The 24,737-nt window shown below is 47.1% G+C and carries 15 protein-coding genes and 1 tRNA gene; 4 read left to right on the top strand and 12 right to left on the bottom strand.

The genetic code is table 11. The annotated features are described in order from the left end of the window. Nucleotides 1-4,741, bottom strand: a 4,741-nt coding sequence (locus E5358_RS06555) for an FG-GAP-like repeat-containing protein (RefSeq protein WP_135939427.1), incomplete at its 3' end; no start/stop codon positions are given. A 5-nt stretch (nucleotides 4,742-4,746) separates the two neighbouring features. After that, entirely contained in the window at nucleotides 4,747-5,190 is a 444-nt protein-coding gene (locus tag E5358_RS06550) for a T9SS type A sorting domain-containing protein (RefSeq protein WP_168354599.1), read from the bottom strand. A 510-nt stretch (nucleotides 5,191-5,700) separates the two neighbouring features. Between E5358_RS06550 and htpG the strand changes: the two genes are divergently transcribed. Continuing rightward, nucleotides 5,701-7,761: a molecular chaperone HtpG gene (gene htpG / locus E5358_RS06540; RefSeq protein ID WP_135939424.1), complete on the top strand. Its 2,061-nt coding sequence runs from the start codon at nucleotides 5,701-5,703 to the stop codon at nucleotides 7,759-7,761. A 169-nt stretch (nucleotides 7,762-7,930) separates the two neighbouring features. Beyond that, nucleotides 7,931-8,977: a glycosyl hydrolase 53 family protein gene (locus tag E5358_RS06535; RefSeq protein ID WP_135939423.1), complete on the top strand. Its 1,047-nt coding sequence runs from the start codon at nucleotides 7,931-7,933 to the stop codon at nucleotides 8,975-8,977. Nucleotides 8,978-9,051: 74 nt separating this feature from the next. Here the strand turns inward: E5358_RS06535 and E5358_RS06530 are convergent. Then, nucleotides 9,052-9,125: transfer RNA gene (locus E5358_RS06530), tRNA-Asp, on the bottom strand. A gap of 197 nt (nucleotides 9,126-9,322) precedes the next feature. On the opposite strand from E5358_RS06530, the gene E5358_RS06525 reads away from it, so the two are divergent. Then, nucleotides 9,323-11,512, top strand: a complete 2,190-nt coding sequence (locus E5358_RS06525; RefSeq protein ID WP_135939422.1) for a glutamine synthetase III family protein — start codon at nucleotides 9,323-9,325, stop codon at nucleotides 11,510-11,512. A 128-nt stretch (nucleotides 11,513-11,640) separates the two neighbouring features. Here E5358_RS06525 and nudC read toward each other — a convergent pair whose 3' ends face one another. The 9 genes from nudC to E5358_RS06480 all read right to left on the bottom strand — a co-directional run bounded on the left by nudC (nucleotide 11,641) and on the right by E5358_RS06480 (nucleotide 22,059). Beyond that, nucleotides 11,641-12,423, bottom strand: coding sequence for an NAD(+) diphosphatase (nudC, locus tag E5358_RS06520; protein WP_135939421.1), 783 nt, complete (start codon nucleotides 12,421-12,423; stop codon nucleotides 11,641-11,643). Beyond that, nucleotides 12,420-14,153: a bifunctional metallophosphatase/5'-nucleotidase gene (locus tag E5358_RS06515; protein WP_135939420.1), complete on the bottom strand. Its 1,734-nt coding sequence runs from the start codon at nucleotides 14,151-14,153 to the stop codon at nucleotides 12,420-12,422. Before E5358_RS06515 ends, nudC begins: the two co-directional genes overlap by 4 nt. 43 nt (nucleotides 14,154-14,196) lie before the next feature. Beyond that, a complete protein-coding gene (locus E5358_RS06510; RefSeq protein WP_135939419.1) occupies nucleotides 14,197-15,690 on the bottom strand; it encodes a glycoside hydrolase family 10-like protein in 1,494 nt (497 codons plus the stop codon). A gap of 45 nt (nucleotides 15,691-15,735) precedes the next feature. Then, complete coding sequence (locus E5358_RS06505) at nucleotides 15,736-16,539, bottom strand: MBL fold metallo-hydrolase (protein ID WP_135939418.1); 804 nt, start codon at nucleotides 16,537-16,539, stop codon at nucleotides 15,736-15,738. A 27-nt stretch (nucleotides 16,540-16,566) separates the two neighbouring features. Continuing rightward, nucleotides 16,567-17,052 carry a cytidine deaminase gene (cdd, locus tag E5358_RS06500; protein WP_135939417.1) on the bottom strand — a complete coding sequence of 162 codons (486 nt, stop codon included), beginning with the start codon at nucleotides 17,050-17,052 and terminating at the stop codon, nucleotides 16,567-16,569. 29 nt (nucleotides 17,053-17,081) lie between these two features. Continuing rightward, entirely contained in the window at nucleotides 17,082-18,551 is a 1,470-nt protein-coding gene (locus E5358_RS06495) for a right-handed parallel beta-helix repeat-containing protein (RefSeq protein ID WP_135939416.1), read from the bottom strand. A gap of 67 nt (nucleotides 18,552-18,618) precedes the next feature. Further along, nucleotides 18,619-19,944 (bottom strand): tRNA lysidine(34) synthetase TilS, encoded by a 1,326-nt coding sequence (gene tilS, locus E5358_RS06490; protein WP_135939415.1) that lies wholly within the window; start codon nucleotides 19,942-19,944, stop codon nucleotides 18,619-18,621. A 224-nt stretch (nucleotides 19,945-20,168) separates the two neighbouring features. After that, complete coding sequence (locus E5358_RS06485; protein ID WP_135939414.1) at nucleotides 20,169-21,362, bottom strand: class I SAM-dependent rRNA methyltransferase; 1,194 nt, start codon at nucleotides 21,360-21,362, stop codon at nucleotides 20,169-20,171. Beyond that, nucleotides 21,355-22,059 (bottom strand): 3'-5' exonuclease, encoded by a 705-nt coding sequence (locus E5358_RS06480; RefSeq protein WP_135939413.1) that lies wholly within the window; start codon nucleotides 22,057-22,059, stop codon nucleotides 21,355-21,357. Before E5358_RS06480 ends, E5358_RS06485 begins: the two co-directional genes overlap by 8 nt. Before the next feature lie 182 nt (nucleotides 22,060-22,241). Between E5358_RS06480 and E5358_RS06475 the strand changes: the two genes are divergently transcribed. Further along, entirely contained in the window at nucleotides 22,242-24,680 is a 2,439-nt protein-coding gene (locus E5358_RS06475) for an FtsK/SpoIIIE family DNA translocase (RefSeq protein ID WP_277821192.1), read from the top strand. Nucleotides 24,681-24,737: the final 57 nt, after the last annotated feature.

Below are 24,737 nucleotides of genomic sequence, written 5' to 3'. Positions count from 1 at the left end.
AATATGATATTGACTGGATGACTTTCGTGCCGCTGGTTACCTCAACAAGCCTGTCGGAGCTATCATAACTATATGACTCGTTCTGGCAGAACAGGGCAAGCTTATAACTTTCGTCTTTATGTGAATTCCCTGAGGACACCAAGTCGGAAGAAAGTGGTGTAAAATTGGCATCCCCGATAATAGGGCGGACCAATACCGATGTGTCCGGCAACAGTATTGTCCCACCGGAGGAGATTGCCGGAGCACCGTCTATATCCTTTTTCGTGAGGTTGCCTGTGGTGTTGTCGTAGGTGTATGATGCTTGGAACAGGTCTTTTACCCGGATCATCATAGAGCAGTCCTGTAATAAGCTTGATGTCAGTCTTCCGTTTTCGTCATACAGAGAAGTTTCCGCCAAGACTGTAAAGCCTGAGGCCATTGACGTTGTCTGCCTCTTGCCTGTATAGGAGCTGATGCTCCACGATTTTTCCCCGTTGACAGAAATAGATGTACGGTTGCCGTAGCAGTCATAGCCGTAATCAGCCGTGACGCCGCCGGGATAGGTAATTCGGGTTATCTGCCCGATATTGTTATAGGTATAGCTGTATGTGAGCTCCTCGCCGCCGATATGCCTTGTCTTGGATGACAGACGGCCGTAGTCGTCATAAGTGTATGTGGTGCGGAGGTCTCCGCTCTTCTCCTCTATGAGTCTCTGTGCGGAGATGCCGCACTCGCCATAGGCATACTCGGCAAAAACCGTCCCGTTGCCGTCTGTCCGTGTCTTCCGCCCAAAGGAATCGTAAGTGTATGCTGTCTTATGTCCACGGGCATCGGTACGTTCCCGCAGACGGCCGAGGGCATCATAACGGTATTCCGTACGGCCGGCATCGGAATCGTTCAGAGCCGTGCGGTTTCCGACACCATCATATTCCATGGTTACCGACGGGTTGGCGGAAATCACCGCGACTTCAACAGGCTTGTTGAAAGAATTATATGTATAAGCAATCTCTCCCGACACGTCTGTGGCATACCTTACAAGCCCTCCGTCACCATAGACCTTTGTTGATTCGTGTCCGTTGTCATTAATGGTGACCTCCCTGCCATTGTAGGAGTAGGTTATTGTTCCGGCATTGCTGCTTGTCTCGCTTATGACGCGTCCACGGCTGTCATATTGCAGTGTCTTTGTGACTGAGATGTCCCCGGTCTGTGAAATCACTTGTACAGGCAGCCCGCGCTTGTTATATTCAGTCTGAGTTGACAGTTCTATATCTTTCAACCCAACGCTTTCCGTCAGCACTTCACGCCCCATGCTGTCATACCAGTTCTTCACCCACGGCGCACCGTCGGCAAACTCCAGCACATAATACCTTTTGGCTGTATCATTGTTCCAGCCCCTTATGGTCTTAGCCCGCACTCCTGTCGGCGATGTGGCAGACTCCGCCTGTCCCCATGAGTTATATGTGTAGGTTGTGGTGAGAGGTTTCGCCGGATTCGTGGCATCGGTTTCCGACAAAAGATTCCCCCACATGTCATGAGTGCAGGTGAGTATGGTTGATGCAGGAGATGTCTGTTTCTTTACGACAAACCGTCCTGAACTGTCATATTCAGCTAAGTCCTCAATTTTGTCGACACCGTTTCCACTTGTCGATGAGGATGTTACGTTGCCGAAAATGTCATATTGATATTCATGGGTTATGGGCTGACTCGTGCCATAGTTTATGCACTCTGATACTTTCTGCCCATTTTCGTTATAGGTGATGTGTGTCTCTCTTTCCACCGGGTCATCAGCATCTTCATTGCTGTCTATATATGTGATTGTCGATGGCAGCCATTTGGAGCCATACTTTTTGTAATCACTGTAAACAGTCTCATGGTAGTTGGAGGTGATGTCGCCTTCCTCTTTTTCTGATAGCAGATAACCGTACTGGGTATCGTAGACCTTATATAAGGTGCTGTAGAAAATGTCAGGGTCAACAGTCTCCGATATTGTTTCCTCCAATGCGAATGTCTTGTTCGGAAAATGCTTGTATGTGTTTGTAACTTTTGTGGTTTCGACAGCTCCACCCGTACTTTTCTTGACAATAGTTTTTGTAGGGACAAAGTTTGTTTCGTCCCAACTTTCAGTTGTTGTTTCTATCTTGTTGCCTGTGGTATTGTTAGATGCAGAAACAGTTGCGAATCCAAGGAATCCACGTCCCGCCACATGTGTTTGCATGCCGGTGTACTTGTATGTTGTCTCCGCATTCCCTGCTGCGCCGTTGTCTGTCTTCACAGCACTTACGACATGCATTGGAACGGTAGTGCTTACAACGGGATAGGTACATGCGTTCCCTTGGGAATAGACATTTGTATCTGTCAGGGAAGAATATGAAATGTCAATGGGACGCCCGGTCTCATCCGTTATGGCTGTGACTTTTCCGCTTGACGGAGTGAAACTTTCATTTGTGTAGATATGTACTTTTGATTCACTGTTGTCTGAGTTGTAACAATCAGAGCCATAGTTCATAAGCTCCATTTGTCCACTGCCGGTAAAGCATCCTACGGCAAAGCGTGCAGCAAGTGAAGTCTGCTCATTGTTGGAGACAGACTCCTTTACAGGAACGAGGGACGACCCCGTTGAGCGCATCCAGACGGTTTTTGACGGAACAGAACTGTTGACATAATTTGTCATCACGACATCCGACTTGCCGTCATTGTCAAAGTCAAACACCATGCACTGCATCTTGTCATCATCCTTTCCGTCAGAATGCTTGTAAAGGCCGGGCATTCCTGCATATTTCTTTTGGAAAGCGCCGTTGCCCTGATTAAAGTGGAAATACCAGCTTGAATTGTTTGTGCAGTTTGTCAGGAAATCAACAAGCCCATCACCATTAAAATCACCTTGGAACATCCTGTCTGCGTATGTCAATGAATTACCTGAAATGCAGTTATATTCATTAAACATACCTCCTCCCTGAAAGTTGCCTACATGGTTAAAATAAATCTTATATCCATGTTCGTAGACAATCATGAGGTCAGGCATTCCATCATTGTTGAAGTCACCTGTAAAAATATTTTTAGGAGCCTCAGGCAATGCCATTTTATATTCATGGTGTATTGTGCCGTTTTCGTCTTTATATCCTATGATTTCACAGATATAGCTTCCTTCATATAGTTCTTTTTCGAGTACAATGACCTCTGTTCGTCCATCATTGTCAATGTCTGTAGCGGTGAAAAGCGGGCTATTGTCATTGCTTTTCATTTTATGAGAAAAACCTTTGGGTATGGAGTTTCTGGATATAACATCCTTACCTCGAGCAATGGCAAAGACAATGTCTCTGCCTTTGTATCCTCCTCCTGTTATATATTGCGGTATGCAAATATCTGCAAGTCCGTCACCGTCAAAGTCCAGTTGATATGATGAAAGTTTGTTGTTCTCAAAACCTTCAAATGATCCACTGAATCCCAGCTTGAATGTGTTGGCAAGGATATATCTTAACACACCATTGTAATTGATTGCTTGATATACATAAAGATGTGTGTTGTCTACGGTGCTGGTGTGTCCTCCACATTTATCTATCTCTGAATAAGATGCAAATTCTACAATGTCAGCAAGTCCATCACCTGTCATGTCGCAAGCGAAGAAGGTCTCGTTCTCTATCTTGACTTCATAAGTACAAGTGCCAGTGTTTGTGTACGACCCTTTTGGAAGGTGGATTTCCGGAGTGAGAACCTTCTGTGAAAATGCAGGCAGATTGTCCCATTGGAATGTCACAGGAGGGCGCGACTCTCCTGCTGCGTTTTGTTCCGTGATGGTGTGCAGGCGTGAGAAAGGCTTGCCTGACAAGTCTTCTGTGGTGTATTGGAATGTGTAAGTTCTGTATGTGTCTGCGTTTGTTCCTATCTCAATGCTGCTGAGACGCAGGGACATCTCCATCTTATGTTTCCATAAGAGATACTCCAGAACATCAGGGCGTTGCTCGTAGTTGAAGCGTATGTAATTATAGGTATATGTATCTTGTTTGGTGTTTGAACCATAGATTATTTCTTTCGGATAGACTGTACCGTTGTCTGTTGTATATCTGTAAGCGATATAGTTTCCATTATGGTCTGTTACTTTGCTAATATACCAGGTATATACTGTGTTATAGCCGCTGGGGGCTGTGTAAATCTGCCTTGAATCCGAGGTTGCGCCATATTCATATGTCAGCCCATTATCTGCGGTTACACTGAATGACAAGTTGCCGTTTGTTGTGTTGCAGGCATATTTGATGTAAGGTGCGTTTTCCGGAATATATGTAGCACCAGGACCGGTTTTTGTTCCAGGAACAAATCTCAGCCTTACTCCGTCAACATAATAGACATCATCGTTTGTATGTTGTATGCCAACTGATAATCCATCATGAAAGACCGTTTTCATCCCGCGTGTGATTGCGGAGATGCCACTGATGCTGCATCCACATCCGACGATGCCGTTGCCGCTTTGGCTGTTGTAGGTTATGGCAATGTTCGGGTTCATGCCACCGACACCTTGCGGGGCATTGATGGCATAGGAGTATGTTGCAGCACCCGCCTGTGACACATCAAACACGCCGTTTGAGGGTAGGACAGGGGAGTCCTCGGACGTGGAGATTACAGGCTGTTTTGTGTACCCGAAGTCATTGTCATCGCTCGGACATGCAACGCTTAGTATGGAAGATGCCGCAGGATTATTGGCAAAAACGGTGGTGCATACCAACAATAACAGCATGAATAAGCTGTATTTTGTATATCTTCTCTTCATGCCGGCTATCTTTTGATGATTTTTGTTGAATACGTACCCTTATCGGTTATGACCTCAATGATATATATGCCCGGACGGAAGCCCTCCATTGACAGTTCGTTTGCCGGCTCTTTGAGTGCCTTGCCGGCAAGAAGCCTGCCGGAGTGGTCATAGATGTTCAAAGTGCAGTCATGCAGAACTGCCGATCTCTCCAACCTGATTGTGTAGCTGTCCTCCTTCCCGGCATTCTTCGTGATGTCTGCACCGGAGAAAACCTTGCTTTTGGCACGGCTGCCCTGCTTGGCATTGCTGCCACTGCTGCGTGCAATCCTGTTGCCGGAATCATCGTATCGGAAGACTATGGTTTTAGTGGTTTCATCTTCATTCTGCCCTATGTCTCTGGCATAGAGTATGTTTGTGGAAAGAAAAGTAAGGCAGAATGCCAATGCTGTGCGTGTGGTGTTCTTCATAAATGGCAGATGATATAAAGGTTTCAGGTCACATAGGTATTTCGGGTACAAAGATAACATTTGTTTTTGTAAATAAAGCATAAACCGGTGTCTTTTTTTTGCTTCGCTTTGAAAAAAGAGGAAAAAACGAGGGGTGGATTGCAAGAAAGTACCTCTCCTTTGTTAATATGTAAGCAAAATGGCGCGACATGCAGCAAAAAGTAAAGCATTTCTTTACTTTTCATAAACTAAAAATACAACAAACGTTAAACAACAGTTGTCATGGCGGAAGGTGACACTTTGTCCTGCGAAAGATAATCTTTTACCGGGTAAATCGTAATATTTTGCAATGCGAAAGGTTACCTTTCATTGTGTCACTCGTTGGCAACGGGAAAATCCATGCCGGTTTTTCGTTTCCGACATTGTGGATGTTTGCCGGGCTGAATGTGCTGTGACTGCCATGCTGTCGTTTTGGCATGGATTTTGTAAAGACTATGGCAGAACGATAATAACAAACAAAAACATACAATTATGGCAAAAGGAAATATTGGAGTTACGACAGAGAACATCTTCCCTGTCATCAAGAAATTCTTGTACAGTGACCAGGAAATCTTTCTTCGCGAAATGGTTTCCAATGCTGTCGATGCGTCACAGAAACTGAAGACTCTCGCACAGAAAGGCGAGTTCGGTGGCAGTGTTGACAATCTGAAAGTGACAGTTTCTTTGGACAAAGAGGCAAAGACACTGACAATCAGCGACAACGGTATCGGTATGACCGAGGAGGAAATCGACCGCTACATCAATCAGATTGCATTCTCGGGTGTGACGGATTTCCTCGAGAAGTTCAAGGATGACGCCAACCAGATAATAGGTCATTTCGGTCTCGGTTTCTACTCTTCGTTCATGGTTTCTGACAAGGTGGACATTGTCACATTGTCATACAAGGACGGTGCAAAGGCTGTGAAATGGACTTGCGACGGCTCTCCTGAGTACGAGATTACCGATGCGGAGAAGGCAGAGCACGGCACAGACATCATCCTCCACATCTCTGAGGACAGCAAGGAATTCCTTGAGCAGCAGAAAATTCAGGATTTGCTGAACAAATACTGCAAGTTCATGTCCGTTCCTGTGGCTTTCGGCAAGAAGCAGGAGTGGAGTTCAGAGGAGAAGAAGATGGTGGACACTGCCGAGGACAACATCATCAACAGTGTTGAGCCTATGTGGGTGAAGACTCCGTCATCACTGACCGATGAGGACTACAAAGAGTTTTACCGCACGCTCTATCCTATGTCCGACGAGCCACTGTTCTGGATTCACCTCAATGTCGATTATCCGTTCAACCTGACCGGTATTCTTTATTTCCCTAAGGTGAAGTCCAACCTTGAACTGACACGCAACAAGATTCAGCTCTATTGCAATCAGGTGTTCGTGACAGACCAGGTTGAGGGCATCGTGCCTGAGTTCCTTACCTTGCTCCACGGTGTGATTGATTCTCCGGACATTCCGCTGAATGTCTCCCGCTCTTACCTTCAGAGTGACGCTAACGTTAAGAAAATCAGTACTTACATTACAAAGAAAGTCGCTGACCGCCTGAAGTCTATCTTTAACGACAACCGCAAGGAGTACGAGGAGAAATGGGACTCTCTGAAGCTCTTCATCAACTACGGTATGCTCTCTCAGCAGGATTTCTATGACAGAGCCAAGGAGTTTGCCCTGCTGAAAGACATCGAGGGCAAGTTCTTCACTTACGACGAGTACAAGGAACTTATCAAGGAAGCGCAGACAGACAAGGACGGCAACCTCATCTATCTTTATGCCACAGACAAGGAATCACAGTATTCATACATCAAGGCAGCGCAGGACAAGGGCTATTCCGTGCTGATGTTCGACGGTGAGTTGGACGTTCCGGCAGTGCAGGTGTTTGAGCAGCATTTCGAGAAATCGCGCTTCACACGTGTTGATTCTGACATCGTTGAGCGTCTTATCGTAAAGGAAGACCGCAAGAAGACCGAACTGTCAGCCGCAGAGACTGACAACTTGTCAGCCGTATTCCAAAGCCAGCTGCCTAAGATAGAGAAGGCACAGTTCAACATTGAGGTAGAAGGACTTGGTGCGGAGCAGAAGCCTGTCGTCATAACTCAGAACGAATGGATGCGCCGTATGAAGGAAATGTCTCATTTGCAGGCAGGAATGTCGTTCTATGGAGAGATGCCTGACTCTTTCGGTATGGTGCTTAACTCTGACCATCCGCTCATCGCGAAGGTTCTCAGCGACACCGATGCGGCATGCGCAGAGCAGTTGAAGCCTATCGACAGTGAGATAAAGGGACTTGAAGCTCGTAAGGCTGTGCTTGAGCAGAGCAAGGCGGGCAAGAAGGATGAAGAGATTCCGCAGGACGAGAAGGACGATCTTGCAAAGACAAACAAGGACATTGAGGCTCAGAAAGATGCGCGCAAGAAGGTGCTTGCCGACTATGCGCAGCAGAATGATGTCGTGCACCAGCTCATCGATCTTGCACTCCTCCAGAACGGTATGCTTCGCGGAGCGGCTCTCGATAGTTTCCTCTCCCGCAGCATAAGCATGATTAAGTAATTGGTTTTTGATTATAGACAGTTGCAGGACACCGGGTAATGCTTTGGCATAATCTGGTGTCTTGCTTCTGTTTTTGTATATGTTTTCTAAAGAAAAATGCTGTGATTTGCTGAAAAATGTGTACTTTTGTGGTAGAAAATGACAATAACTAAAACTTAATTTTGATAGTATGAGAATGAAAAACATTGTGTTCTTGCCTGTCCTTGCTGCAATGTTGCTTTGCTGTTCGTGCAAAACAGGCAGTTTGACAGCCGGTGTTTCCAAGGAAAAGGGCTTTGTTCGTGGGGCGGATGTCAGTTGGGTGACAGAAATGGAGGACAAAGGTATGGCTTTCTACACACCGGGAGAAGCTCGGAAGAAGATGGAGTGCATGCAATTGTTGAAGGAATTTTGCGGTGTGAACTCCATCCGTCTTCGTGTGTGGGTTAACCCGAAAGAGCGTTGGAACGGCATAGAAGATGTTGTTGTGAAGGCAGTCCGTGCGGAACGTTTGGGGCTTCGTACGATGATTGACTTCCATTTCTCTGACTCATGGGCGGACCCCGGGCAGCAAAGAATGCCTGCGGCGTGGAAGGAACTTTCGTTTGAAGAGCAGAAAAAGGCTCTTGCTGCTCATGTTAAAGAGACGCTGATGGCGTTGAAAGCAGTGGGAGTGAAGCCGGAGTGGGTGCAGATTGGCAATGAGACAACTCCGGGAATGATGCTGCCGGTGGGCGATATTGAGAAGAATCCTGCACAGTATGCTGCACTGAACAATGCCGGTTATGATGCTGCGAAGAGTGTTTTCCCCAAGGCGAAGTGCATTGTCCATTTGGATAATGGCAACGACCCACAGCGTTATGACAGGATGTTTGATGCGTTGGAGACCTATGGTGGAAAATATGATATGATTGGTATGTCGGTCTATCCCTTCTGGGCAGCGCAGAGTGGAGAGACGGGCGGTTGGGAAAAGGTTGCTGACGATGTTGCCGCAAATGTCAAGCGATTGAAGGCTAAGTATAAGAAACTTGTCATGATTTGTGAGATTGGCATGCCGTACAATGAGGCGGAGGCTTGCAAGCTGTTGATAGCAAGAATGATGAAAGCTGATGTGGAAGGTGTTTTCTATTGGGAGCCACAGGCACCGGCAGGGTACAATGGTGGTTACACTATGGGCTGTTTTGAGAATGGTGCGCCGACAGTTGCGTTGTCTCCTTTTGTGGATGACTGTAAATAAGTATGGCAGCGCATAGAGTTTGTTTTGCATTGTATACAAAAAAAAGGAGATAAACAAAAGTTTATCTCCTTCTGCGGTGCGTACGGGACTCGAACCCGTGACCTCCAGCGTGACAGGCTGGCATTCTAACCAACTGAACTAACGCACCAAAACTGTCATTTGTTCTTAGCGAGTGCAAAGGTACTGCTTTTTTCTGAATTGGCAAAACTTTTCTGTGTTTTTTTTCCAAAAATATTCTATTATCGTAAAAAAACATAAAAGGGGCTCGTACTACACCTTAATTTAAATAATATTATCTAACTTTGTATCGTTTTCGGATATAAAAAGTAAAATCATATACAGCAAATGGCAAATCTACGATTCCACGCAGTCACTACTGCATCAAAAAAGAAACCTATAATGGTTGAAGAGCCAAAGGAGCGCCCTTCTGATTATTTTGGCAAGTATGTCTTCACCCGTGCAAAGATGTACCGCTATCTTCCGAACAAAGTCTATGAACAGATGTTGGATGTCATGGACAATGGCGCACCTTTTGACCGTTCCATAGCAGATGCGGTGGCAAGAGGCATGAGGCAGTGGGCTGTGGAAAATGGAGTGACCCATTATACACACTGGTTCCAGCCTCTTACAGAGGGTACTGCGGAGAAGCACGACTCATTTGTGGAACTGGACAGTAATGGCGGAATGATAGAGGAGTTTGAGGGCAAGCTTCTTGTGCAGCAGGAGCCGGACGCTTCCTCGTTCCCTTCAGGAGGTATCAGAGCTACATTCGAGGCGCGAGGCTATTCTGCATGGGACCCTACATCACCTGTGTTTATCATGGATGACACGTTATGTATCCCGACGATATTCATATCATACACAGGCGAAGCTCTTGACTACAAAGCACCTTTGCTGCGTGCGTTGGCTGCCGTGGGCAAATCTGCGACTGAAGTTTGCAAGATTTTCTATCCTGATGTAAAGAAAGTCTCCGCAAACCTTGGTTGGGAGCAGGAATATTTCCTTGTTGATGAAGACCTCTATGCAGCAAGACCTGACCTCGTGATGACGGGAAGGACGCTGATGGGGCATGATTCGGCGAAGAACCAGCAGATGGACGACCACTATTTCGGTACAATACCGGAAAGAGTCGCTCAGTTCATGAAAGAGCTTCAGATAAAGGCTTTGGAACTTGGCATACCATGCAAGACAAGGCATAACGAGGTTGCTCCAAACCAGTTTGAGATTGCGCCTATCTTTGAGGAAATGAACCTCGCCATAGACCATAACATGCTCCTCATGTCTATCATGAAGAGAATTGCAAGGAAGCATGGATTCAGATGCCTGCTTCACGAAAAGCCGTTTGCAGGAATCAATGGTTCCGGAAAGCATAACAACTGGTCGCTGACAACTGATACCGGAATATTGCTCCATGCACCGGGCAAAACTCCAATGGATAATCTGAGATTCACGGTGTTCATCGTGGAGACACTTATGGGTGTGTACAAGCACAACGGGCTGCTGAAGGCTTCGATAATGTCTGCATCCAATTCTCACAGACTTGGTGCTAATGAGGCTCCACCTGCCATCGTGTCATCATTCCTTGGACGTCAGCTTTCCGAACTCCTTGGAGCACTTGAGAAATCGGACAGTAAAGATGTCTTCAACCTTGCCGGCAAGAAAGCGGTGAAACTTGATATCCCTGTGATTCCGGAGCTCCTTATGGATAACACAGACAGAAACAGGACATCGCCATTCGCTTTCACCGGCAACAGGTTTGAGTTCCGTGCAGTGGGTTCGGAAGCCAATTGTGCAAGTTCCATGATTGTGCTCAACACTGCAGTTGCTGAGGCTCTGACAGATTTCCGTCGCAGGGTGGATGCACTTGTTGAGGCAGGCGAAGAAAAGTATGAGGCTGTTGTGAAAGTCTTGCGAGAAGACATTGTGGCATGCAAGCCAATACACTTTGACGGCAATGGCTATTCGGAAGAATGGCGTCAGGAGGCAGAAAGAAGAGGTCTGGATACAGAGAACTCATGCCCTGTGGTTTTCGACAGATACCTTGATGATGACAGTGTCCGGATGTTCGAGTCAATGAATGTCATGAGAAGGTGTGAGCTGGAGGCAAGAAATGAGGTAAAATGGGAAACCTATACAAAGAAGATTCAGATTGAAGCAAGAGTCCTTGGAGACCTTTCGCTCAATCATATCATCCCGACAGCGACAAAGTATCAGTCTGAACTCGTGGAACTTGTGGAAAACATGTACAAGATTTTCGAGGCAGACGAATGCAAGAAGCTCACTCATCGCAACAAGGAGATTATACGTGAGATTGCCGAGCGCATAGAGCGCATAGAAGCAGGAGTCACAACGCTTGTAGACAACAGGAAAGTGGCAAACAGGCTCTCTTCTGCAAGGGAGAAGGCTGTGGCTTACCATGACACTGTTGTTCCAATCATGGAGGAAATCCGAACAGAGATTGACAGTCTTGAACTTCTCATCTCGGATGAGTTGTGGACACTGCCTAAATACAGGGAAATGCTGTTCATAAAGTAAGGGCAGAGTACTTTGTCAGCATATACAAAATAAGCTGTGTCAAAATAGACACAGCTTATTTTGTATATTTACGTTAATGCAATTTGTTGGTTTGTAATGACATCCTGTAAACGGCATACAGGGCTGCACTATGATTTTGCCAGCCAATCATCAATCAGTTTGCGTGCTATGGAGAGCTTTTCCGGGATTGGTGGCATATTGTCGCGTGTGAACCAACCTGCGGTTTTTAGTTCCTCTTCCTGGATATGGATTTTTCCGGCGATGTAGTCGGCAGTGAAGCCAATCATCAGACCGCAAGGGTAGGGCCATGGCTGTGAACCGAAATACCTGATATTGCTGATTTCCAATCCAGTCTCTTCCATTACTTCACGTTTCACAGTCTCTTCCAGACTTTCGCCTGTCTCTACGAATCCGGCAACGAGTCCGTAGTAGTCACGCTTGAAATTCTTTGCCTTTACAAGCAAAACTTCATCGCCTCTGCGTATAAGGACAATGATTGCTGTTGCAAGTGCAGGCCATATTTCCTTGCCACATTGTGTGCATTTCTTTGAGATGTCGGTGGAAAGTTCCATTGGAGCTCCGCAACATCCGCAGAATCTTGTCTGCTCATCCCAATAAAGAATTTCTTCACATTTGCCTGCTTTGTTGTACAGGTGTAGCGGAATTAGGTGATAGGACTGCCTTAATCCTATCATCTCATATCCTTCCCTATCCATTGGAGTGTCGATGCGTATTGCTTTTACTGGATAAGATGTCCCGTCATCACAGACAAGCGGTGTTATATTGTGGATTGTATGTGAAGGTTGAAGCGTGACAGGACACTCCTCTTGGAAAGGGATTGTGTACGTTCCCTCCTTGTCCTTTTGCAAGAGGAGCAAGTCTTTATTGAATATAAACCAATATTTCATCATTCTCCAAATATTATTTTGCGGTCACGTTCTATGGCAGGTTTTGCCCATTCTTCCGGTATGAATTTCCAGTTGTTGTTGGCCTTCGGGCTTATATAGCCAAGGCGCTCTATCTCTTTCATGAGATACCACCGCTGGTCATGTTCCGTGCGTGCGATGATTCTTTCATCAAGTTTCTCCTTCGGGATGCCGGCTCCGAGTGTGAGAAGTTCGCCGCCGCCATTACCGCGATAGCTGTTAACGGCAACTTTATATATTTTCTTCTCATCAAACGGCGAGCCGTCAGCCATACTGATGATGTTGACTTTGCTGCCATTTGGCTTTGTCACATCCACAGTATAGATTATTCCTGCGGCAGAGTCGAAATTGAAAGTCATGTTCTTGAATCCCGAGCGCTGGTTGTCATTGCCTGATGCGTTGTCAAGCAGCATGATATGGTCGTCAGGAGATTTCATGGTGTTCACCCAAAGGTCGTATGACATTTCAAGATGTTTTCTGATTTCCTCTCCACTGAGCTTCATTGTATAAAGCTGGTTCTCAAACTTGTAAAGGTTGAACATGTCAGCAACGGTGATGTCTCCTTTTGCAAGAGTGGCATTGAATGTGAGAGGAGCTGTGAGTGAAATGTCAGCTCCGGTGATGCTTAGCTGCAGATTGTGGACAAGGTCTGTGAAAGCACTGGAGCCAAAGAAACTGTCGCGTGTGGTGATAGTTGTGTCGGTTGTGCCTATTTTCCTGTCCGCCCATTCCTTTACATCTTCAATGTCTTTTGTGAAATGTGCCATAAACTTGTTGTCAACATCCATGTTACGGATGTCAACAATCTTGCCGTCAATGGTCTTGGAAATGATTTTTTTGCCACTCTTTGTTATTGTTATTGTCACATCCACGACATTCTGGGCGTTGCTTGCCGGGTTGCAGAGCAGCACCTCCTTGTTTTCGCAGTTCACGATTTTATTGTTATAGACACGGTGGTCATGTCCGAAAAGTATGGCATCGAAGCCGGGAACTTCCTTTGCAACGCGCTCCGAAGCGTCCTCATCGTATCCGTTGGCACTAATTCCGCCGCTCAGTCCGGCGTGGAACAATCCGATGATTATGTCCGGCTTTTCTTCTTTCCGGACTGTCTCAACCCATTTGCGGGAAGAAGCGACCATGTCCTCGAACGACAGCCCTGACCAAAGATTCTCTGCCAGCCAGTTAGGGACAGCAGGGGTAATCATGCCGATGACAGCCACTTTTATGCCCTTGCGCTCTATTATTGTGTATGGCTTCAGGTAAGGCTTTCCGGTTTTCCTGTCTATGACATTTGCGCCGAGCACAGGAGCCAGAATCTCCTTGCCCCATTTGTCATAGCATGGATGTCCCGTCTCTGTGTCATGGTTGCCCCAGTTTTGTGCGTCATATTTCAGATAGTTGATGCACTGTGCGGCGATGTTTGTCTTCTCAGGGCTGATGTAATTGTAATAATAGTTTATAGGTTGTCCCTGGAGTATGTCACCGTTTTCAAGAAGGATGACCCCGTCCGGGTTCTCGCTGCGCACATTATTTAAATATGTGGAGAGTCTGGCGAGTGTTCCTTTCATCGGGCGTTTGTTGATGAAATCCCATGGAAAGAAGCAGCCGTGCACGTCGGATGTCTCCAAGATGCGGAGAGTTACTGTTTGTTTTTTTGCCTGCATGATGATAGGTATAGACAGGAACAGAACAAGGAGTAATGCTGTTTTTCTCATTGCTTTACTATTTTTGTTTGTAGGAGAGGCGATGTGTCACATATTATAGTTTCACCTTTTTCTTTGCAGCTTTCCCTTCGTTGTGTATGCGGTTGAGTGGTGTGACTACGAATGTGTAGTTTTCTTTTCCGTGGATATAATTGAGTTTGACAAACGTGTTGCTTGTGACAGCAACAATGTTCGCCGCGCTGCTTGTGTCAATCTTGCTGCCTTTCTTGAAAGCATAGACAACATATTTGGTTGCCTCTGTGCTCCAATCTTTGGACTTTGGTGCAGTCCAGAAAAGCATGTATCCGTCAGATGTCCATACACTTTTCAGGCTTTTTACCTTTTTCGGGGCATTCTTGCTGATGAATTTCATTTCAGGCATCAATGCAGGTTTCTTCCAGTATTTGGTGCGCAGCAGTGTGCCATAGTTGCCAACATTGTCCACAGCCGCCTTTGCATACCAGAGGACATGGCCGTTGGCATGCTTCATCTCACGGTGAAGGCGCATCTTTGCGTCAAGCTGGTGTGCATTAGGATTCGCAGGATCAGCGAATTTCACAGTACGCTCGACATCTTCTCCGATAAACAGTGGTCGGTTTCCGCAATGCTTGTCCCACCAGCGTATGAGGGTTGCATAGTCAGCTGCCTTATGTCCAATCTGCCAATATATCTGTGGAACGCAGTAATCCACCCAACCATTGTTCACCCATTTGAGGACATCTGCATACAGGTCGTCATAGTTCTGCAGTCCGTTGGTGTCAGAGCCGTTCTTTGGGTCAGACTTTTTATTACGGTAGATGCCGAAAGGAGATACACCGAATTTCACCCACGGTTTTGCATTGCGTATGGTTTTTGAGAGTTGTTCCATGAACAAGTCCACGTTATATCTGCGCCAGTCGCGTATGTCTGCTATTCCGTTGCTGTATCTTCTGAAATCATCAGCATCCGGAATCTGCTGTCCTGCGGCAGGGTAGGGATAGAAATAGTCGTCAATGTGCAGTCCGTCAACGTCATAGCGTGTGACGATGTCCAGCACGACACGGCAGATATGGTCACGGTTTTTCCTATAAGCAGGATTAAGCAAAAGCAGTCCGTCGTATTGGAATACAAGCTCCGGGTTTGTCTTTGCGATATGGTTGCCGGCCAGTTCGCGTGTGAACTTTGTCTTTGCACGGTAAGGGTTTATCCATGCATGCAGTTCCATGTTGCGCTTATGGCATTGCTCTATCATCCATGCCAATGGATCCCAATAAGGGGAAGGGGCGACGCCTTGCCTGCCTGTCAGAAACCGGCTCCATGGTTCGATTCTGCTTTCGTAAAGAGCATCACATTCCGGACGCACCTGAAAGAATATGGCGTTACATCCGTCTTTTTGCAGTTCGTCGAGTTGGTATGCCAATGTTTTCTGCATCTCTTGTGTGCTCATGCCGATGAACTGTCCATTGACACATTGAATCCAAGCACCACGGAATTCACGTTTCACTTGTGCTTGGATAAGGTTTGCAGGTATAAGGAATGATAGAATAAGGAATACGAATATCTGTTTCATTAAGTTATGTGGATTCTTTATGTTACTGTTGTTTTGTCAAAATGTTCATAAAAGTTCAATGGCTTCGGATGGCGTTTTGCGCTTAAGCACATCAAGTTGGAAGTCTTTGCCTGCGACTATGCCGTATTCGCGGAGCTGCATCTCAACTGTCTTGCGTGCCAGCTCTGGGTGGTTATTCTCTTCCGAAAGATGGGCGAGCCATACATGCTTGAGTTCCGGCGATGCGTTCTCTGCAAGAGCTATGCCACACTGGACATTGGAGAGGTGCCCGTTGTTGCTTGTTATGCGCTTTTTGAGATACTCAGGATAAGGACCGTTGTGCAGCATCTCAGTGTCATGGTTTGCCTCCAGCACAAGATAGTTTGCTTGTGTGATGTAAGGTTTCATCTCATCAGTGACCATTCCGGCATCTGTGATGAGGCAGAATGCCACATCACGATAGCGCACAAGATAGCCATTGTTGTCCTGGCTGTCATGCGGCACTTTGAAGCAGGTCACGGAAAAACCGCCGATTTCGAAAGTTTCGCCGTGTTCGACATAACGTTCAAATCCCGGTTTGATTTTCTTTCGCACACAGAAATTCTCTTCAATGCCGTGGTGTACAGCGGCAGTGGAGTAGACAGGCAGGAAGAACTCTGTTGAGATTGCTCCTACTGATTTGATATGGTCTGCGTGGTCGTGTGTGATGAGTATGGCACTGATTTTCTGCATTGACAGCCCATAGTCCGAGAAATGTCTCTTCAGGGTGCGTGTCCCTATGCCTGCATCAATCAGTATGCCTTCGGTTTCGGTGTACAGGTAATAGCAATTTCCGCTGCTACCGCTTCCGAAGCAAATAAAATGTAGCATTGTATGTTAAGTGTGTTTGTTTCAGAATCATCCCTCCATGTCTTCGCTTACAAAGCACAGAGGCAGGAGGTCGCGCACTGTTTCGATTTCATAGACAACCTCTGTTCCGTAGAGCAGTATGCGCACAGGCTGCTTGTAGCGTTCCTCTATTTCAATAATCACCTGCCGGCAGGAGCCACATGGGGTGACAGGCTGTGCTGTCAGGTTTCCGCTTGTGTTGCGTGCTGCGATGGCTATCGCCTTGACAGGCAGGTCAGGATGTTGTGACTGGGCTGCGAAAATCGCACTTCTTTCAGCGCACAGACCGGAAGGATAAGCGGCATTCTCTTGGTTTGCCCCAATTACGGTAGAGCCGTCGCCAAGGAGCAAGCATGCACCGACACTGAAATGTGAGTATGGTGAGTAAGAGTTATATGTCGCCTTTATGGCTTTCTCGACAAGCATGCGGTCTTTTTCCGATAGTTCCTCCGGCTTGTGCTTCTTTATTGAGATGTTTATGTTCAGTGTGTCCATTGTGTTTAGATTATAGGTTTTGTAATGTGTTATTCTTCTGTTGTTGGTGGAGCAATGTATTCATAGCAACCCATATCGGGCTTTTCGTCGCGTTTGTTGCCTGCTCTGTCATAAGTGGGGACAGGACTTTCTGTCGATGCTTTGTCTATGGCGAGTGATGTTTCGACCAGATTGAAATTGTATTGGAGCAGGTCTGTGTCAACCGTTTTGAAGTTCTTCCAGCCGGCGATGTCCGAGTCTTCGATGTCTTCAAAGATATTATCAACGAAATGTTCCTCATCCTCGATAGCGGGTGTGCGCAACAGGCAATTCGTGAATCTGTAAGGTTTGCCGATTTCATCATCATTGTCTCCCATGATGACATCTTCCGCATATCCTGTGATAATGGAGTTCCGGACATTTAAGTGCATATTCGGAAACTGCACATCGTCAGTGTTGTTGCTGAAATAAAGTGCCGCTCCACGTGCCGCATCGAAAGGATAGAATTGCGCAATGGTGCAGAAATTCACATCCACATCTCCGCCATAAGTTGCCAAACTCTCATACAACGTGTTGGAAATCTGCGTGTTTTCAAGAGTTATCTTGCTGTTGAACCCATAGATGCCGTAGCCCTTGCAGTTGTGTATTGTTGAGTTTGTGACAGCCAACTGTGTGGTTGTGTACTCTGTTCTGAAAGTATCACTCAGGCATTCTATGCCGGTGTTTGCGGCATGCAAGTCTGTATAGTTCAGGATATTCCCTTCGCTGTCTTCATGGAACGTTATGCCTTTCCATTGTCCTGACACTCCGTCGTAAGGCAGATAGTCAAACATGTTGTCCAAACGGTCACCGCGCAGCACGACCTCTTTGCCTTGCTCACCGCTGCATATCAGTCTGCCATGGACATTGATGCCCGCATCTGCATGGAAATAGATTGTTTTTCCGGCAGGGATAGTGAGTGTGGCACCGTTGTTAACGGTTATTCCGCCATATATGACTGTTGGTTTGTCACCACCCAAAGTGTAATCCTCGCTTATGACAACATCCCTCATCATTTCGGCATCCCATGACCATGCTTTGAGGTTAACTTTCTGCTGCACACCGCTTTCAAGGTTGAATACAAGGTCATCTGATACAAGGTGAGGCTTGTTTTGGTTGTTTAACGGTGATGTCAGCTCTACAAACACACGTATGCTGTCCCCTTTGCGTATCTCTTCATTGAAGATTTGGTACCCCTGACTTTCCCCGAGATACACGCCGTTGACATTCACACGATACCCTGTCTGGTTGCCGTTTTGCAGACGTATTGACGAGCATCTGATGCCGTCACCGCTACGGTTGAACACCCAAAACTCTCTTGTGGACGAAGGCACTCGTGAGAATACGGTGTCCATCAGGACGGTATCTTTGGAGAATGTGAGCACGTTGCTTGGTGACGATGAGAAAGAATCGTCATTTGTGCAAGCGGTGATTGCCAGTGCGATTGCCAGATACAGGTATAGTTTGAAAGTCTTTTTCATTCAGAATGTTTTGCGTTTTCTTGTTTTGCAGACTCCTGTTTGCTCTTGTGCAAAGAACCGGAGTCTTTTATAAATAACGCACGCGAAGGATTTTTATTGTATGCACGCTGATTTTGTTGCTGTTACCAATGCGATGCCCCACCAGCCATATTATTCTTCCGTTGCTGTCGGTCAGGCAAAGTTGTTTCTTCTTTTCGATAAGGCTTACCTTCCTGTCGGTCAGGAAATCACTGACAAGTTTGCTGCCTTTCATCCCGTACGGAGTGAATCTGTCGCCATTCTCTACCTCACGGATTGTCAAAGGAAACTCCACTGTCTCAGCATCCATTTGCGCGACAAAAGGGGCTTTGTCAATGGCAAAGTCTTTTGTTTTCTCGATAATGTCAATGCTTAGATGCCTGCCATTACTCAGGAGATATTTGCCGGTTAGAGGGATTATTGTCTTTTTGAAGTATTCCGGCTTGTCGGAAATGACGATGTTGCCCCGGTCAAGCAAGATAACAGTATCCTTGTACGACCACATTGTACCGGTTTGGGAGTGCAGATGCCTGCTTATTTCTGTAATGATTTGCGACGGAATGCCTCTTCTGCTGAGTATGGAGTATAGAATATGGTTTGGCGAAGGGCTGCCAAGCAATGTCTTGATGTTGATTTCTGTTGTTCCGCCGGCATTTTTAGTGCATTTCGCTATCCACTCGTTAGTGCTCTCTTCAAGCAGTTTCAGAGCGTCGGCGACATGCTGCGCCGTGCTTGCAACGGCGTCTGTGACAGAGGGGTTGATTCTTTTCAGAAGCGGAATGATGTTAAGCCTGACATTGTTCCTTGTCACATCGTCGACAAGATTGGTGCTGTCCGTCACAAACTTCTGCCCTCGCAATACAAGGAAATCTTCTATATCTTTCCTGCCGACACACAGGAACGGGCGCACGACATCCCCGTTCTTCGGTCTGATGCCTGTCAGTCCTAACAGTCCGGTGCCACGTACAAGGTTCATGAGCACCGTCTCTGCCAGATCGTCCTTATGGTGTGCAACGCAAATACTCTCGGCATCAAGGTCTTTCTTTAGTTGATGAAAGTAAGAGTAGCGCAAATCCCTTGCCGCCATTTCTATGCTTATGCCATGCAGTTTTGCGAAAGATTGTGTGTCGAAATGCACGACATGCAGCCTTATTCCGGCACTCTTGCACAGGTCACGGCAGAACGATTCGTCACGGTTGCTTTCTTCCCCACGAAGGTGGAAGTTGCAGTGTACAGCCTCAACGCTGTACCCAAGATCGGCAAGCACAAGCAACAGTGCGACACTGTCCGCGCCTCCGGACAGTGCCACAAAGTGCAGACCGTTTTTGGAAAGCAGCTTGTTTGTATGTATGAAAGTGGCAACAGTGTGAATCATGTATATCGGTAAGAATGAGAGTGTTATGGGCTTTGGGAAACCAGAGCGTGACGAGAGGGAAATGAAAGGTAACCTTTTGCATGATAAAGCGTTACCTTTGGCATGGTAAAGTGTAACCTTTTACAATGCAAAGTGTTACCTTTTGAAATGCTCATGAAGCCTTATTGTTTTTAAGGGGCTTATTACTATGGCTGTTCCCTGCCGCAACCCAATGCACAGACGGTCTATTCCACGTACAAGACAAGCCCTTTAAGGTACTCGCCTTCAGGATGATAGATGTTGATAGGGTGGTCGGCAGGCTGGTGGAGCTGGTGCAGAATCCTCACTGTTCTTCCTGCTTGTGCGGCAGCGGTGAATACTGCATTGCGGAAATTGTCCTTTGTGACAACCTGCGAACAAGAGAAAGTGAACAGTATTCCGCCTTTCTTGATATGCTCGAAAGCCTTGACATTAAGCCTTGTATATCCTTTCAATGCGTTGCGCAGTGCAGCGCGGTGCTTTGCAAAAGCAGGAGGGTCAAGGATTATGAGGTCATATTTGTCGCCGTTTTTCTCAAGGAACTTGAAGGCATCCTCACAGAAAGCCTTATGCCTGGTGTCGCCCGGGAAATTCATGTCTACATTAGCGTTGGTCAGTTCGATGGCTTTGCCCGAACTGTCAACAGAGTGCACGATTTCCGCACCGCCACGCATGGCGTAGAAAGAGAAGCCTCCCGTGTAGCAGAACATGTTCAGCACGCGTTTCCCTTTAGAGTAGCGTTCAAGCAGAGAGCGGTTTTCTCGCTGGTCGACAAAGAAGCCTGTCTTCTGTCCGTACAGCCAATCGACACGGAATTTGAGCCCGTTCTCTATGGCAGTGTTCTCGTCCGAGCCACCGTAAAGGAATCCCGACTTCATCTCATTGCCTGAAGACAGCTCCGCCTTGAACGGCAGTGTCGTCTCGCTTTTGTAGTAGACATTCTCTATTCTGTCACCCATGACGTCCACCAATGCTTTCGCAATGTCGTTCCTGCACACGTGTATGCCGACGGAGTGAGCCTGAACGACAGCTGTCTTGCCATAGCAGTCGATGACAAGTCCTGGCATGCAGTCGCCTTCTCCATGCACAAGACGGTACGTGTTGTTGTCAGGATTGTCGGCAATCCCTATGCTCCGGCGCATCTGCAATGCCGATGTGAGCCTGTCTTTCCAGTAGTTGTAGTCGATTTCTATGTCGTCAAATGTCAGGACTCTTACGGCAATGCTTCCGATTTGGTAGTGTCCTGCTGCGATGAACTCGCCGTTTGAGGTTATGACACGCACGGTTTCGCCCTCCTCGATGCCTTTGTCCATAGCTTGGATGGCACCGGAGAAAATCCATGGGTGAAAACGTTTCAGAGACTCTTCTTTGCCTCTTTTCAGTTGGATGGTCTTATACATTTCGATGTGTGGTTTCTTTTTGTTCCTCTTCAGTTGTTGCAATTTGGGCGGCATCGCCGGCAGACTCCAGGGGGTCCGGTTCGGGCACGATTTCGAGTTCATAGTCGCCGGTATCCTTCAGTCGCACAAGCTCTTCGTAAATCATGATGCACGCCCATGCATCCGTTGCCGCATACCGCTTCTGCTTGTCCTGAAGGATGTCGGCCTCCCAGTTGGAAAGCTGTTCGCGCTTGGAGATGCGGTGTTGGAACAGGTTAGCGAAAATCTTTGCAAGACTGAGGTCTGTTATCCCGACAGACTTCACTTCGTCCTGAAGTTCGATGAACGTTCCCGGAGTGAATTTTATTCTGTTGCTCAGGCTTCTTATGTCATCATGCCATGAAAGCCCTATTTTCTTCACTGTTTTGTCCTCAAGGAACGCTTTCACGGCGGGGGAGTCCTTCAGGAGGTTAAGGCGGAACAGAAAGCAAATGTCGTGTGTCGCGACTTGCAGCAAAGCGACTTTATGCTGCCGCCCTTTGACGAATGAAGGGCGTGTCTCGGTATCCATTCCGAGGATGTCTTGTGACAAAAGGTAGCTAACAGCCTTTTCTGCCTCCGATTCGTTGAGAACCACCACGATTTTCCCTTCGAACACCGCACGTGGGAGTGTTGGCATCAGTTTTTTGTCGAACTTGTTTGTAATATGTTTTTTCATCTGTCAATCTTTACCATTTGCAAAATTAACAAAAAAAATCAAGGAATATAGTAGGATTATGATTTTTTTCAATTACTTTTGCATTTACGAAAAATAATCACATAAGTATGTCCACTGTAAAAAACAACAATAAAAAAGCGGCAAAATCAGGTAAAAAGGTAAAGAAAACATACGCTGACGTTATGGGAATAGGCAGCGTTGTCCATAACGAAAAGGTGGATTTTGTCGTAGGTCTTGTATTTTCAAGCCTCGCCATTTACATGATGATAGCCATGGTAAGCTATTTCTTTACAGGGGCTTATGACCAGAGTCTTGTCATACAGCTTCGCCCCGGGGAACTTATCAGCTCAAGCCACTCTTTCCAAAATGTCTGCGGCTCGATAGGCGCGCTTATGAGTTATATCCTCGTTGCGCGTTGGTTCGGTATTGCAGCATTCTTTATCCCTGTGTTCATCATGTTCTGCGGTCTGCAGCTTATGGGCGCATACAAGGTGAATCTGTGGAAATGGTTTTTCTCAACTGCGCTGACCATGGTGTGGATGTCTGTCACGTTCGCGAAGTTCCTCACACCGATAATGACCGACCAAGTGTTCTATCCAGGTGGAGACCATGGCGAAAACAGCCGCCAGTTCCTTGAAGGGGTGATAGGTTCTCCGGGACTTATCGCCGTGCTTGGTATTGTGGCGGTGGCTTTCCTGACATTCCTCACTTCCGAGACAATAGCCTTTGTCCGCCATCTTCTGAATCCTATCGGCTACATTACAAGCAAGGTGAAATTCTCTGCGGAGATAGGTGGAGGGGAATCGGAGGACACATGGAACAATGAAAGCGCGTCTTACGAGAACCCTGCTGCACAGACTGTATCGTTCAATGAGGGTGTGGCGACATTCGACCAGCCTGACAACACAGAGGATACCGCCAACCGCACCATGGTGGACGAGGAGACCGGTGAGATTGTTCTCCATGATTCCGAACCGGAATCTGTGGGCAACACTTCCGGAAAATCGGAATCTGAAACGGGCAAGGATGTGGAGCTCGTGGTGGAAACAGGGGCAAAAGAGGAAAAGGCGTGTGGCAAGAACCTTACGCACTATGACCTTTCCACTCCTATAAACCCTCGTGAGCCGTTCACGGCGTACAAGTTCCCGACGCTGAACCTGTTGAAAAAGTATGACAACGACAGCAAACCGTACATTGACAAAGAGGAACTCATTGCCAACAAGAAGCGCATTGTGGAGGTTCTCAACTCTTTCGGTGTGCAGATTCGTGAGATAAAGGCGACTGTAGGTCCGACAATCACGCTTTACGAGATTACTCCGGCAGAGGGCGTCCGTATCTCAAAGATACGCAATCTTGAGGACGATATCGCGCTGTCCCTTGCCGCACTTGGTATCCGTATCATCGCTCCGATTCCCGGAAAAGGCACTATCGGTATCGAGGTTCCTAACGCCAAGCCGGCGATAGTGTCCATGGAGTCCATACTTAACTCCAAGAAATTCCAGGAATCGACCATGGAACTGCCGATTGCTCTCGGCAAGACAATCACCAACGAGGTGTTCATGGTGGACCTTGCCAAGCAGCCTCACCTTCTTGTTGCAGGTGCGACAGGTCAGGGAAAGTCTGTCGGCTTGAACGCAATCATTACTTCACTACTCTACAAAAAGCACCCTAACGAGTTGAAAATCGTGCTTGTCGACCCGAAGAAGGTGGAGTTTTCTGTCTACGGTCCTATTGCCGAGCATTTCATGGCGTCGGTGGATGAGGACGAAGATCCGATCATCACCGATGTGACAAAGGTTGTCCGCACATTGAAATCATTGTGTACGCTCATGGACACACGCTATGACTTGCTGAAGGCTGCCGGCGCGCGCAACATCAAGGAGTACAACCAGAAGTTCCTCTCCCACAAGCTCAACCCGGAGAAGGGACACGAGTACATGCCGTACATAGTGGTAATCATCGATGAGTTCGGCGACCTTATCATGACGGCAGGCAAGGAAGTGGAGCTTCCGATAGCGCGTATTGCACAGCTTGCGCGTGCTGTCGGCATACACATGATTATCGCGACACAGCGTCCGACGACATCAATCATCACGGGTAACATCAAGGCGAACTTCCCGGGACGTATCGCTTTCCGTGTCGGAGCGATAGTTGACTCGCGCACAATCCTTGACCGTCCGGGTGCAAACCAGCTTGTGGGACGTGGCGACATGCTCTTCCTCAACGGTCAGGAGCCGACCCGTGTGCAGTGTGCCTTTGTCGACACACCGGAGGTTGAGGACATTGCCAACTACATAGCCTCACAGCCCGGTCCTCTTCATCCTATGGAATTGCCTGAACCGGCTACAGATGAGACAGGGGCAGGAGGAGTCGGTGACAGCAGTCTTGCCGACCTTGACCCATTGTTTGAAGAGGTGGCGCGCTTTATAGTGATGAGTAACCAAGGTTCGACATCTGCCATCCAGCGCAAGTTCTCTATCGGCTACAACCGCGCAGGACGACTGATGGATCAGATTGAACGCCTTGGAATCGTTGGCGCGGCACAGGGCTCGAAGCCACGTGAGGTGCTTGTGACAGATGAGAACTCACTGGACACTCTTATCGCACAACTACGCCAATGATGCACATAAGTATTGAAAATTACATAAAGACCATTCAAAATCACAAAAGAGATACAA

The organism is Palleniella muris (assembly GCF_004792655.1).
GTDB lineage: Bacteria > Bacteroidota > Bacteroidia > Bacteroidales > Bacteroidaceae > Prevotella > Prevotella muris_A.
This window is presented reverse-complemented; position numbering and strand designations above follow the sequence as displayed.